Genomic DNA, 13269 nt, shown 5'->3' on the forward strand with positions numbered 1-13269 from the left:
TCCGCTTGAGACCCCTCGACTTCCTGGGCCGGATCAAGGTCAAGCTCGGGCTGGTGATCCTGCTGGCCGTGGTGGTGGCGTTCGTGGTCAACGAGGTCGGCATCAACTCCGGCTACTCGCGCAACGTCCGCGTCGCGGTGGCCGCCGTGCTCGCCCTGGTCATCATGCAACTCCTCGCGCGGGGGATGACCAAGCCGCTGCGCGAGATGGCCGCCGCCGCGCAGACCATCGCCAAGGGGCGGTACGGCCTGCGCGTCACCGCGACCTCCCGCGACGAGGTGGGCGAGCTGGCCCGCGCGTTCAACGCCATGGCGGCCGACCTGGGCGAGGTGGACCGGCAGCGGCGCGCGCTGGTGGCCGACGTCAGCCACGAGCTCCGCACGCCGATCACCGCGCTGCGCGCCGTGCTGGAGAACGTGGTGGACGGCGTCTCCGCGCCCGACCAGGCGACACTGGAGACGGCGCTGGCCCAGACCGAGCGGCTCGGCCGACTGGTCACCCAGCTCCTGGACCTGTCCCGGCTGGAGTCGGGGGCCCGGCTGATCGAGCTGGAGAACGTCGAGCTGCGGCCCCTGTGCGAGCAGGCGCTGCGCGAGGCCGTGCTGGCCAGGGACGGGGTCGCCGCCCGCTGCGAGGTGCCCGGGGGGCTGGGCGTGCGCGCCGACCCCGACCTGCTGGCCCAGGTGCTCGCCAACCTGCTGGACAACGCCGTACGGCACAGCCCCGACGGCGGCGCCGTGGTGCTGGCGGCGGCGCCGCGGGACGGCGGGGTGCGGCTGCGCGTCACCGACGAGGGGCCCGGCATCCCGGAGGCCGAGCGGACCCGGGTCTTCGAGCGGTTCTCCCGCCTGGACGCCGGCCGCGCGGCCGACGACGGCGGCGCCGGGCTGGGGCTGGCCATCACCAAGGAGATCGTCGAGCTGCACGGTGGCTCCATCCGGGTGGAGGACGGCCCCGGCTGCCGCGTCGCGGTCGACCTGCCGCGGCGCGCCGCCGCGGGCGCCGCCCCGCCCACGGCGGCGCCCGTCCCGGTCCGGCCGCCGCCCGTCCCGGCCCCGTCCGGGAGCGGGCTCCCGGACCCGTCCGAACCGGAGATCCCGGGGCGGTCCCGGTGGGAGGTCCCGGCCCCCTCCGCGTGCGAGCGACGGGTGACGTTCACCGTTCCGGTCCGGCCGCCGCCCGGATCACCGGAGGCCGGCCCGGCGCCCACCCCGTCCGCGCCCGGGAAGGCGGTGAAGCCCTCCCCGGCCCCGCCGGGGACGACCGGGGAGTACGTGGCGCCGCCCGTGCTGCCCCGGCCCGAGCTGCCCCCCACCCCCCGGTGGGCGCCTCCGGCGTGCGCCGCCGTCGGGCTCCTCGCCGCGGTCGCGCTCCCGGGCAGCGCGATGAGCCTGGGGTTCGTCCTGGTCGCCGCGGCCATGGGGATGGTGGCGCTGCCCGCCGTACGGCGCCGCGTCACCCCCTGGTCGGCGGCGCTCGGCCTGATCGCCTACGGGCTGGTCGCGGTGGCGGCGTTCCGGGACGCCGACTGGCTCGCCGGGCCGCTCCTGCCGGCCGGGTTCCTGCTGGCCGCGCTCGCCCTGTCGGGGGCCGGGCGCGGCTGGGCGGGCGTGCTGCGGGGCGGGGCGTCGGTGGTGCTGGGGCTGCTGCCGGTGCCGTGGTTCCTGGCCGCGCCGGTGAGGCCGGCGAGGGGGCTGCCGCTGCGGCGGCGGATCGTGCCGGTGCTCGCCGGGATCGCGCTGAGCGCCGTGCTGGTGGCGGTGTTCGGCGCGCTGTTCGCCTCGGCCGACGCGGTCTTCGCCGAGGCCGTCGCCCGGGTCTTCAGCGTGCGGGACCTGCTGGGCGCGGGGGCGCTGCCGCTGCGGATCCTGTTGTTCGGCCTCTTCGCGGCGGTGACCGCCTCCGCCGTGCTGGCCGGCCTGCGGCCGGTGGCCGAGCCGGAGGGGCCGGGCACGCGCCTCACGGTGAGCCGGGGGGTGTGGGTGCTGCCGCTCGCCGCGCTCGACCTGCTGTTCGGCGTGTTCGTGGCGATGCAGCTCACGGTCCTGTTCGGCACCTCCAGGTGGCTGGTGTCGGCGACCGGCCTGACCTACGCCCAGTACGCCCGCTCGGGGTTCTTCCAGCTCGCCGTGGTCAGCGTGTTCGTGCTGGCGATCGTGGCGGTCGCCTCGGGGGCCCTCAGGCTGCGGGGCCGGGAGCGGTGGCTGATGGCCGGGCTGCTCGGCCCGCTCTGCGCGCTGACCATGGTCGTCCTGGTCTCGGCCCTGCACCGGCTGGACCTGTACGTCGGCGCCTACGGCTTCACCCGGTTGCGGGCCTCGGTGGAGGCGGCGATCTGGTGGCTGGGCGCCGTCTTCGCGCTGGTGCTCGTGGCCGGAGCCGTGCGGCTCGTCCGGCGTCGCGCCGCCCGGTGGCTGCCCAGGACCATGGTCGCGATGACCGGGGCGGCGCTGCTGGCCTTCGCCGCGTGGAACCCGGACCTGCGGGTCGCCGAGACCCAGATCGCCGTCCGGGGCCCGGACCGGATCGACCACCGCTACCTGGGCGGCCTGGGGGCGGAGGCCGTACCGGTGCTGGACCGGCTGCCCGAGCCGGTCCGCAGCTGCGTGCTGCGGACCGTGGTCGAACGCAACGAGCTGGCCTCGCCGGACCCGTGGAACGGCTGGAACCTCGCCAGGGAGCGGGCCAGGGAGGTGCTGGCCCGCCATCCGGTCAGGGCGTCCAGCGATTGCCGGACACCGTGATCATCGCCTGGAGGGTGACGCTGGCGGAGAAGTAGTCCCGGCGGGTGAACGCGGCGGTGGCCATCTCGTCCCACAGGGCGTCCAGCCACGCCTGGCCGCCGGGGTCGGCCATCGCCGCCACCGCGAACGGGGCGGAGAACGCGAGTTCGGTGTCGCCGGAGAGGCTGCGGCCGGCGAGGGTGCGGCCGGCGCCGATCCGGCCCGGGTCCCCGCCGGTCTCCTCCCTGATCCAGGCGCTCATCCGGCGGACCGCGGCGAGCGACCGGGCGTCCCCGGAGGTCACCGCGTCGTCGCCGATCCGCCACGGGGTACGGCAGGCGTTCCACCAGTACGCGCCGTCGTGCGGGTCCTCCAGGACCTCCCGGGGCGCGGGCTTCGGGGCGGTGCGGGTGCCGACCACGAAGTCGGCCAGCAGCCCGGTGCCCGGGGCGTACCGCGCCTGCTGGGCGGCGATCAGGTCCTGGTGGGCGTCGGTCACGGCGTCCCAGAACGGGTCGCCGGTGGCGCGGCGGAAGGCCCGGAAGTGGCCGATCATCCAGTCGGAGGACCGGCTGACCCAGTAGTACTCGTCGCCGCGGTCGGTCCAGTCGCCCAGTTTGGTCAGCCTGGTGACCGGGTTGATCTCGCCCTTCCTGATCGCGCGGATCCGGTCGAGCGCCAGCCCGCGGTAGTCGAAGGCGCCCGAGCTCCCCCACTGCCGGTCGGCCAGGAGCAGGCCGTAGGCGACGTCGAGGTCGCCGTCGGTGGCGGAGTCGCCGCCGTTCACGCTCTTGCACGAGGCGTCCTGCTCGGCCGCGAGCAGGCCGGGGGTGATCGACGAGGGGTGGGCCAGCACGTACCGCAGGAGCCCGTCGAAGATCTTCTTCGCGTCCGGGTCCGCCCCGGCCATGGTGGCGGCGACGACCATGCCGTAGCCCTGGGCCTCGGCCACGTACGGGTGGTCGGCGTCGGGGGAGAGGATCTGGTACCGGTCGTGGCCGCAGTCCTGCCTGACGAAGGCGGCCTTCCACCGCCGGTAGTGCTCGACGACCTTCGCGTCGAGGGCGGCCTGGTCGCCGCTCGGGCGCAGCGTCCCGGCGGCGTAGCGGCCCGCGTGCCCGCCGAACGGCACGCGGGGCGCGTCCGGGGCCGCCGGGGCGGGGGTGCCGGTCGCCCCACCGGTCCCGGGGGTGCCGGTCGTCCCGCCGGTCCCGCTCGCCGCGGGGGTCCGGGCGGCGGCGGAGCCGGGGTCGGCGCCGCGGGCCGTACCGCCGTCCGCGGCGCAGCCCGCCACCGCGAGCGCCGCCGCGGCCAGTGCCGCCGCCACCGGGGCCGCGGCCCGGACCGGGACGCCGCGGGGACGGCGGGGACGGCGGGGACGTCGGAGGAGCTGCCTTGTGCGCACGGGACGACGGCCTTCCTGCGGGGAGTTCCTGACCCGTGAAGGATGCCACCGCCCGCCGGTTCCGGACGCCACCGCCCGCCGGCTACGGACGCCACCGGCCGCCGGCTCCGGGCGTCACCGGCCCATCGGTGAGGGTCCCGCGCGGGCGGGGGAGCGCGGCCGTACCTCAGGCGGTGCGCGCCGCCGGAGCCGAGGGCCCGCGCGGGCGGGGGAGTGCGCCGGAGCGCGGCGGGTGGTTCAATCCGGGCATGATCTTCGATGTGCTGGTTCAGGGTGGCCGGGTGCTGGACGGCACGGGAGCCCCCGCCTTCCCCGCGGACGTCGGCGTCGTCGCGGACGAGATCGTCGCGGTGGGGAGGCTGGACGGTGCCGAGGCCGCCACGGTCGTCGACGCCTCCGGGCGGCACGTCATGCCCGGCCTGGTCGACTGCCACGTCCACGGCGACGCCCTGGCGGGCGACCCGGCGGTGCAGCTCGCCGCGCTCCGCCAGGGCGTGACCACGTTCGTCCTCGGCCAGGACGGCCTGTCCTTCGCCCCGGCCACCACCCCCGGGACCCTCGCCTACGTCACCCGCTACTTCGCGGCCGTCAACGGCGCCCACCCCTGGGCCGACGGGCCGCTGAGCGTCCGCGAGCTGCTGGACGGCCACGACAGGACGACCGCGCTCAACACCGCCTACCTGCTGCCGCACGGCACGATCCGCTACGACGTGATGGGCCCCGCCGAACGGGCCGCCACCCGCGAGGAGCTGGCCGCGATGCTCGCCCGGGTCGAGCGCGGCCTGGAGGAGGGCGCGGCGGGGCTGTCCACCGGGCTGGAGTACGCTCCCGGCCGCTACGCTGACGCCGCGGAGATCGCCGCGCTGTGCGCGCCGCTGGGCGGCCTGCCGTACGTCACCCACATGCGCGCGTACGGCGAGCGGGGCGCGACCGGCATGGCCGAGGTGGCCGCCATCGCCCGCGCGTCCGGCGTGCCCGTCCACGTGTCGCACTACCACGGCCCGGCGTCCGTCCTGCTGCCGCCGCTCGACGCGGCCCTCGCCGAGGGGCTGGACGTCACCTTCGACAGCTACCCCTACCTGCGCGGCAGCACGATCCTGGCGATGGTCGCGCTGCCCGCGCGGATCCCGGCCGCCGACACCGAGCGGGCGCTGGGGATCCTCGCGTCCGAGCCGGTCGAGTGGGACGAATCCCTCTGGCCGAGGATCACCCTCTCCTACGTGCCCGGGGCCGAGTGGGCCGAGGGGATGACGCTCCCGGAGGCCGCCGCGAAGGCCGGGACCGGCCCGGGGGAGTTCTGCCGCCGGATCCTCATCGACACCCGCCTTTCGGCCGGCTGCGTGACGGCCCGCCCGGACGACGGCCCCGAGGGGGAGGAGTCGGTCCGCGCGATCCTGCGCCACCCGGCCCACACGGGCGGCTCCGACGGCATCTACGTCGGCGGGCACCCCCATCCCCGGGGGTACGGGGCGTTCGCCCGCATGCTCGGCCACCACGTCCGCGAGACCGGTGACTGGAGCCTCCCGCAGGCCGTCGTCCACCTGGCCTCCCACCCGGCCCGCCGCTTCGGCCTGCCCCGCCGGGGCCTGGTCCGCCCCGGGCAGATCGCCGACCTCGCCGTCGTGGACGCCGCCGCCCTCCGCGACCTGGCCACCTACGAGTCCCCCCGCGTCCCGGCCGCCGGCGTGGACGACGTCCTCGTCTCCGGCGTGCCGGTCCTGGCCGCGGGACGGCTCACCGGCGCCACCCCCGGCCGGGCGCTGCGGCCGTGAGCGGCTCCGTCCCCCCGTGTCCCGGCGGACCCGGCTCCGCGCCTCCCCGGCGGTCCCGGCTCCGCCTCCCACGCGGCGTCCGTTTCCCCTGTGGCCCCCCGGACCGCGAGGATAGGGTCGGCGGGACCGGCGGCGGCCGGCGCCCGCGGGACCACCAGGACCCCCGCGACGTGGAGGCACCGTCCTCCGGGGCGGCGGGGAGACCGAAGGGAGCGGTGCGGTGACGGCGACGGTGAAGGGGATCGTGGATCCCGAGAAGGCGGTGGGGTCCTCGCTGTTCGGCGGGGCCTTCAGCTTCCCGGTCATGGTGGCGCGCCGCTCCGCGCTGGAGCACAACATCGCCACGCTCGCGGACTTCGCCGAGCGGCACGGCATGCTGCTCGCCCCGCACGCCAAGACGACCATGTCCCCCGAGCTGGTCCGCGCCCAGCTGGACGCGGGCGCGTGGGGGATGACGGCCGCCACCCCGAGCCAGGTCCTCATCCTGCGCGAGTTCGGGGTCTCCCGGATCGTCCTGGCCAACCAGTTCTTCGACCCCGCCGGGCTCGACGCCGTCGCCGCGTGGCTGGAGGAGGACCCCGAGGCCGAGTTCCTGTGCTTCGTGGACTCGGTGGCGGGGGTGGAGACGCTGTCGGCGCACGCGGGTGCCAGGCCGTTCCGGGTGCTGGCCGAGCTGGGCGTCGCGGGCGCGCGGTGCGGCAGCCGTACGCTGGGTGAGCTGCTGGAGGTCGCCGGGGCGGCGCAGGCGGCCGAGGGCGTGGAGCTCGCCGGGGTCGCCGGGTACGAAGGGGTGCTGGGCACGGCCGAGGAGGTGCGGGCCTACCTCGGACAGATGCTGGAGGCGCTCGCGCACCTGCGGGTGCGCGACCCGATCCTGTCGGTGGGCGGCAGTCAGTGGTTCGACGTGGTCGGCCGGGAGCTCGCCGCCTGCCAGGCCAGGATCGTGCTGCGCAGCGGCGCCTACGTCACCCACGACGACGGCCACTACCGTGAGCGCACGCCGTACAACCGCATCGAGGGCGAGCTGCAGGCGGCGCTGGAGGTCTGGGCGCACGTGCTGAGCACCCCCGAGCCGGGGCTGGCCGTCGTCGGGCTCGGCAAGCGCGACGCCCCCTTCGACGAGGGGCTCCCGGTGCCGCGCGGAGTCCTCACGGGCTCGGAGGTGATCAGGATGCACGACCAGCACGCGGTCGTACGGCTGGCGCCCGGATCGCAGGTCACGCCGGGCGAGCTGGTGCCGTTCGGCATCTCCCACCCGTGCACCGCCTTCGACAAGTGGCGGGTCATCCCGGTGGTGGACGACGACTACCGTGTCGTCGATCTCGTCACCACCTTCTTCTGAATTCCGTATATTTCCCTCTGTTTAAGTTGTTTTCGATCGTCCGTTGCCCGCCGAGCCGGCGGCCGCGGACACGCGACCCGATCGGAGGCGCGGCGCCGTGCCGCGCGTCCTCCCGGCCCCGCGGGCCGGGTTTCCACGCTGGAGGTAGTTGATGAGCGTCAAGCAGGAGCTGCGCACCGCCGAGGGTGCGGCGCCGGTCGGGGCGTACTCCCAGGGTCTCGTCGTCGGGGACTTCGTCTACACCTCCGGCATGGGGCCGCTGCACCCCGAGACCGGCGAGGTCGTCGGGACCGACGTGGCCGAGCAGACCCACCAGGTCATGCGCAACCTCGGCGCGATCCTGGCCGCCCACGGCCTGGACTTCGACGACGTGGTGAAGGCGACCGTCCACCTCCAGCACCTCAAGCGCGACTTCGCCGCCTACAACGAGGTCTACAAGTCCTACTTCACCCGGCCCTACCCGGTCCGCACCACCGTCGGGTCCGACCTCATGGACATCCTCGTCGAGATCGACTTCGTCGCCTACAAGGGGCGTTGAAGTCTGACCGGCTTCGACTCCGACTCCGGTTCCGGGTGAAGGGCGGCGGTTTGGACAGCTCGCTACACGTCCACGTCGAGGACGTGCGCGGGGAGGGCCGCGCGGCGGTCCTCGACCGGATCGCCGGGTACGGCATCGCGGGCGTGACCGTGGCGGCGGCCGGCGAGCGGTCCCGCGACATCACGCCCCACGGCCCGGCCCGGGTGACGCTCCGCGCGGACGGGGTCCACTTCACGCCGCCCGCGGACCTGTTCGCCGGGCTGCGCCTGACCCCGCCCGTCCAGGCCGGGGCCGCCGAGGAGCCGCTGGCCGCCCTGCGCGCGGACACCGCCCGGCGCGGCCTGCGGCTGCACGGCTGGGCGGTCTTCCTGCGGAACGCCACGCTGGGCCTCGCCGCCCCCGACGTGACCGTGCGGAGCTGCTTCGGCGACCGGGGCGCGCCCGCCGACCTGTGTCCCTCCCACCCGGACGTCCGCTCCTACGCGGTGGCGCTGGGCCGGGCGGTGGCCAGGCAGGGGGTGGACAGCGTGGTCGCCGAGGCGCTGCACTTCGGCGCCTTCGACGGTCCCTGCGGCTTCGGCCGGGGGCACCGCCCCGGGCGCGGCCACGTCCCCCTGGGGCCGATGGACGCGTTCCTGTTCGGCCTGTGCTTCTGCGACTTCTGCATGCGGCGCGCGACCGACCTGGGCGTCAACGCCGAGGCGGCGCGCGAGGAGTGCGCGCGGATCGTGGGCGGCGTGCTCGGCGGCGACCCGCCGGCGCAGGGCGAGGTGACCCGGGCGGCGCTGACCGCCTACGCCGGCCCCGAGGCGGTCGCCTACGCCAGGGCCCGTTCGGAGGCGGTGACCTCGCTGGTCTCGGAGGTCTCCGCCGCCGTCTCCGCCGAGGGCTCCAGGCTCGTCTTCCTCGACGGGACCGGCGCGGTGAAGGGCCACGACGACGGCCTGCCCGCCCCGGGGCTCGCCGCGCACGACGCCTGGCAACTCGGCGTGGACCTGGTGGCGCTGGGCGACCTGGTGCCCTCGCTCGGCGCGTTCGGCTACGCCCGCGACGCCGTCCGGGTGGCCGACGACGTCGGCGCCTACCGCCGCTCGGCGGGCGAGGAGCGGGAGCTGCGGGTCGTGCTGCGGCCCGGCCCGCCCGACACCGACTCGGCCGACAGGCTCGCCGCCAAGGTCCGGGCGGCCCGGGCGGCCGGGGCGGACGCGGTCGACTTCCACGCCTACGGGCTGGTGCCGTACCCGATCCTGGACCGCGTCACGGCCGCGCTCGCGGGCTGACCCGCACCGTCCGCGTGGCCCGCTCCTCTCGGACGGACCGGGAGGCGGGCGGGCGCACCGGTCATCGGGACGGCGCCGGGCCGCGCGGGATCAGGAGCATGGGGACGAGCGCGGCGGCGGTGATCGCCAGGGCCCACCGGAGGCTTCCCGCGAAGGCGGGCACGTCCGCCCCGCCGGAGCGGGTGAGCGACTGCAGGACGACGGCGGCCACCGCCGCGCCGAGGGCGCTTCCCACCCTGATCACGATCTGCGAGGCGGTCGCCGCCCCGGGCAGGGCCGCCCCGGGCAGGGAGCGGTAGGCGCCCGCCATGACCGCCGGGGTGACGAGGCCGTGCCCGAGGCCGATGACGAAGAGCGCGGCGGCCAGCGGGGCGGTGCCGGCGGAGGCGTCGGCCAGGGCGCAGGCGAGGATCCCGGCGAGGACGGCCGCCATCCCCGCGATCGCGGGCGGGCGGGGTCCGACCCGGTCGGTGAGCCGCCCGGCCAGCGGCATGGTCACGATCGCGCCCGCGCCCATCGGGGCGACCAGGAGCCCGGCCTCCAGCACTCCCGGTCCCGACACCGCCTGGGAGTACAGCGGGATCAGCAGGAGCACGCCGAAGACGCCCGCCGAGTAGCAGAACAGGGCCGCGACGGAGCCGGTGAAGGACCGGTCGGCGAACAGTCGCACGTCCAGCAGGGCGCGCTCCCCCCGGCGCGACGCGTGGACGGCGAACGCCGCCACGAGGACCGCGCCGAGCGCCATCCCCGCGGCCGCCCGCGCGCCGCCCGCCGTCTCGCCGACCTGGGAGAGCCCGTAGACCAGCACGGCCAGGCCGGGGGAGAGCAGCGCCAGGCCCACGGCGTCCAGGCGGCCGTCCGGGCGCGGCTCGGCGTCGTCCGGCAGCAGCCGTACGGCGAGCAGCAGCGCCACCGCGCAGACCGGCACGTTGACGTAGAACATCCACCGCCAGCTCAGGTGGTCGACCAGCAAACCGCCGGCCAGCGGGCCGAGCGCGGGGGCCAGCATCGACGGGATCGAGACCACCGCCATCATCCGTCCCATCCGGCCGGGACCGGCCGCGCGGGCGAGCAGGGTCTGCGCGACGGGCATGAGCAGGCCGCCGCCGAGGCCCTGGACCGCCCGGAAGGCGATCAGCGAACCGGCGGACCAGGCGGCGCCGCACAGGGCCGACCCGGCCCCGAACAGCGCCAGTGAGACGAGCCAGGTCCGTTTGGCGCCGAACCGCCCGACCGCCCAGCCGGTGACCGGGATCGCCATGGAGAGGGCGAGCGTGTACCCGGTGACCACCCACTGGACGGTGGCCAGCGGGATGCGCAGCTCCCGGCCGAGGACGCCGACCGCGACGTTGACGATGGTCGCGTCGAGCATCGTCATGATCGTTCCCAGTACCACCGCGAGGGCGATCCCGCGGAGGGCGGGATCGGACCGCAGACCCGCCGGTTCCTTGATCGAGGTCATTCCGGACCACCGTTCCGTACGCTGTATCGGTTTTCCGTACACCGTATCACCAGGGCGATACGCCGTACACTTTCCGGTTGTGGGATCCGAGCGAGCGCAGGGGCCGGTGTGGGCCAGGGACGCGGCCAGGCGCCGCCCGAAGCTGACACGAGAGGCGATCGTGGCGGCCGCCGTCGGAATCGCCGACGCCGAAGGGGTGGACGCCGTCTCGATCCGGCGGGTGGCCACCGAGCTGGGGGCGCGCGCGATGAGCCTCTACACCCACATCGAACGCAAGGAGGACCTGCTCGACCTGATGGCCGACGAGGTCACGAAGGAGATCCTGATCCCGGGAGAACTCCCCGGCGACTGGCGGGAGGCGATCTCGGCCATCGCCCGGAGCACGCGCGCGGCGATGCGGCGCCATCCCTGGCTGGCCGAGGTCGTCTCCCGCCGCCCGGGCGTCGGCCCCAACGCCCTGCGGCACGTGGAGCAGTCACTGGCCGCGCTGTCGGACCCGCGGATCCGCCCGGAGTGGAGACCGTCGATCGTCTCCGCGGTCGACGACTACACGCTGGGATTCGTGATCAGGGAGACCCTGCGGCGGGAGACGCCGGCCAGGTACGGCTGGGACCCCGGGGAGCGCGACGCCTTCATCCGGTCCTTCCTGGGGGAGCCGGGCGTCGCCGAGGAGTTCCCCAACCTCGCGCCGCTGCTCGCCGGTGACGCCCCCCGGGCCGCCGACGCCGACGCCGACGCCGCCGACGACGAGTTCGAGCGCGGCCTGCGCTGGCTGCTGGACGGCATGGCCCGCGACCTGCTCCCGGAGTGACCCGCGTCCCCGGGACGGCTCTCATACCCGGAGCGCTCCCTCCCGGAGCGGCCCCGCGCCGCCGGGACGACCCGCGGGACGGTCCCCTCCCGGGCTGGGCCGGCTGATCCCGTTGAGGACCCGGGGCCGGCCGGACGCCTGGCCGGACCCGGCCCGGCCGCCTGACCGAACCCCGGCCCGGACCCGGCCCGGGCACCTGACCGGACCCCGGCCCATGCGTCTGACCGAACCCCGCCCGGACCCCGGCCGGGCGTCTGGCCGGACCCCGCCGGCGGGCACTCGTCCACACCGTCGGCGTCGGCGTCGTCAGCCGTCGTCCCGGGTCAAGGGCCCGGCCTCGCGGACCACCCCGTCGAGGACCGCGGACACCGCCCTCGCGGCGAAACCGTCGTCCAGGGGCAGGCCGCGGAAGGCCACGCGCAGCCACACCGCGCCGCCGAGCAGATCCATGATCAGCAGCGGGTCGGCCGAGGCCGGCAGCTCGCCGCGCCGCCGCGCCCGCTCGAAGATCTCCGCCTCCCCGGCGAGCCGCTCGGCGAAGAAACGCCGGGCCGCGGTGGCCATCTCGGGATGACGCACGGCGGCGCCGAGCGCGGTCAGTGCCACATCCGCCGACGGCGGGCGGGTGAGCAGCCCGGCCATGCCGGTGACCAGCGCCTCCAGGTCCTTCCTGAGGCTGCCGGTGTCGGGCTGCTCCAGCGTCAGCAGGTCCGCCTCCACCAGCGCGGCGGCCAGCAGCGCCGCCTTCGACGGCCACCACCGGTAGATCGTGGTCTTGTTGACCCCCGACCGCTCCGCCACCCCCTCGACGGTCAGCCCGTCGTAGCCCTTCTCGGCCAGCAGGTCCAGTGTGGCCCGGAAGATCTGCTGCTCCTTGCGCGGTGCCATCCCTGCTCCTTGCTCCCTGCTCTCGCTCTCCGCGGTCCCGCGCGGTCCCGCGCGGTCCTGTGCGGTGCCGTGCGGGCTCACCGTCCCGTGCCGCCCGACGCCGCGATGCCGTCCGGTCCCGCGCGACTCTGTGCGGTCCCGTGCGGTTCCGCGGTGGCGTGGTGCCGGTGACGGTGCCGTGCTGTGCCGTACCGACTATAACCACGCAACGGTGCGTTGTGTTTTAATGGCGGTACGCCAAATGCAACGCACCGTTGCGTTGTAGTCTGCTCGGTACGTCCTCGAAGCGTGGAGGTCAGTGATGCTGCCGGTCGTCCTCGTCCATGGAATCCGGGTCAGTGCGACCATGTGGGACCCCGTGGCCGCCCGGATCAGCGGCCCGGTCGCCGCTCCCGACCTGCCCGGGCACGGCTCGCGCCGGGGCGAGCCGTTCACGATGGAGGGGGCCGCGTCGGCGGTGGCCGACGCGATCGACGCGCTCGGCGGCCGGGCGTTCGTGGCCGGGCTCTCCCTGGGCGGCTACGTCGGCATCGCCACCGCGGGCCGCTTCCCCGAGCGGGTGGCGGGGCTGGCCGCCCTCGGATGCACCTCGAACAGCCGACTGGTGACCGTCCCCTACCGGTTCGCCGCCTCCCTGGCCGCGCGGGACCCGGCGCGCGCCGACCGGGTCAGCGCCCGTCTCCTCCGCCGCCTCCTTCCCGGCCCGGCCGGCGCGGCGATGGTCGCCGGGGGACTGTCGTGCGAGGCGCTTCCGCAGGTCGTCGAGGCCGTCACCGGGTACGACCACCTCGCGGCGCTGGCCGCCTACCCGGGCCGGGTGTGGCTGGTCAACGGCGCTCGCGACCCGCTCAGGTCGAACGAGCGCGACTTCCTGCGCGCCTGCCGGAACGGGCGGCTGATCCTGCTGCCCCGCCGGGGACACCTGGGCGCGCTGGCCGCGCCGGGGCCGCTGGCCCGCCTGTTGGAGGACCTGCGCGACCTGTCCTGCGACCGGGAGGACGGCGCCGCGGCCGGACGGCGCTTCGGCGGGTCATGACATACTCGCCGT

At 76.0% G+C, this 13269-nt stretch carries 10 protein-coding genes; 7 read left to right on the forward strand and 3 right to left on the reverse strand.

What is annotated here, in order from left to right; genetic code table 11:
• Positions 1–5 precede the first annotated feature (5 nt).
• Positions 6–2744, forward strand: a complete 2739-nt coding sequence (locus tag IEZ10_RS07985) for a DUF4153 domain-containing protein (protein ID WP_189245847.1) — start codon at positions 6–8, stop codon at positions 2742–2744.
• On the opposite strand, the gene IEZ10_RS07990 is transcribed toward IEZ10_RS07985, so the two are convergent.
• Entirely contained in the window at positions 2713–4128 is a 1416-nt protein-coding gene (locus IEZ10_RS07990; RefSeq protein ID WP_229811061.1) for a family 8 glycosyl hydrolase, read from the reverse strand. The genes IEZ10_RS07985 and IEZ10_RS07990 overlap by 32 nt on opposite strands.
• A gap of 248 nt (positions 4129–4376) precedes the next feature.
• On the opposite strand from IEZ10_RS07990, the gene IEZ10_RS07995 reads away from it, so the two are divergent.
• The 4 genes from IEZ10_RS07995 (at position 4377) to IEZ10_RS08010 (ending at position 9060) form a co-directional block, all read left to right on the forward strand.
• Complete coding sequence (locus IEZ10_RS07995; protein ID WP_189245849.1) at positions 4377–5900, forward strand: N-acyl-D-amino-acid deacylase family protein; 1524 nt, start codon at positions 4377–4379, stop codon at positions 5898–5900.
• Positions 5901–6120: 220 nt separating this feature from the next.
• Positions 6121–7242: an alanine racemase gene (locus IEZ10_RS08000; RefSeq protein WP_229811062.1), complete on the forward strand. Its 1122-nt coding sequence runs from the start codon at positions 6121–6123 to the stop codon at positions 7240–7242.
• Between the two features lie 151 nt (positions 7243–7393).
• The gene (locus IEZ10_RS08005; protein WP_189245850.1) at positions 7394–7780 is read left to right on the forward strand and encodes a Rid family detoxifying hydrolase; all 387 of its coding nucleotides are present in this window, start codon (positions 7394–7396) and stop codon (positions 7778–7780) included.
• Between the two features lie 50 nt (positions 7781–7830).
• Complete coding sequence (locus IEZ10_RS08010; RefSeq protein ID WP_189245851.1) at positions 7831–9060, forward strand: hypothetical protein; 1230 nt, start codon at positions 7831–7833, stop codon at positions 9058–9060.
• 61 nt (positions 9061–9121) lie between these two features.
• On the opposite strand, the gene IEZ10_RS08015 is transcribed toward IEZ10_RS08010, so the two are convergent.
• The gene (locus tag IEZ10_RS08015) at positions 9122–10522 is read right to left on the reverse strand and encodes an MDR family MFS transporter (RefSeq protein WP_189245852.1); all 1401 of its coding nucleotides are present in this window, start codon (positions 10520–10522) and stop codon (positions 9122–9124) included.
• Between the two features lie 79 nt (positions 10523–10601).
• On the opposite strand from IEZ10_RS08015, the gene IEZ10_RS08020 reads away from it, so the two are divergent.
• Positions 10602–11333: a TetR/AcrR family transcriptional regulator C-terminal domain-containing protein gene (locus IEZ10_RS08020; protein ID WP_189245853.1), complete on the forward strand. Its 732-nt coding sequence runs from the start codon at positions 10602–10604 to the stop codon at positions 11331–11333.
• A gap of 306 nt (positions 11334–11639) precedes the next feature.
• Here the strand turns inward: IEZ10_RS08020 and IEZ10_RS08025 are convergent, their stop codons facing one another.
• Entirely contained in the window at positions 11640–12221 is a 582-nt protein-coding gene (locus tag IEZ10_RS08025; RefSeq protein ID WP_189245854.1) for a TetR/AcrR family transcriptional regulator, read from the reverse strand.
• A gap of 301 nt (positions 12222–12522) precedes the next feature.
• Here IEZ10_RS08025 and IEZ10_RS08030 point away from each other — a divergent pair, with 301 nt between their 5' ends.
• The gene (locus IEZ10_RS08030; RefSeq protein WP_189245855.1) at positions 12523–13257 is read left to right on the forward strand and encodes an alpha/beta fold hydrolase; all 735 of its coding nucleotides are present in this window, start codon (positions 12523–12525) and stop codon (positions 13255–13257) included.
• The last annotated feature ends 12 nt before the right edge of the window (positions 13258–13269 follow it).

It is taken from the genome of Streptosporangium pseudovulgare (assembly GCF_014648055.1).
Taxonomy (GTDB): domain Bacteria; phylum Actinomycetota; class Actinomycetes; order Streptosporangiales; family Streptosporangiaceae; genus Streptosporangium; species Streptosporangium pseudovulgare.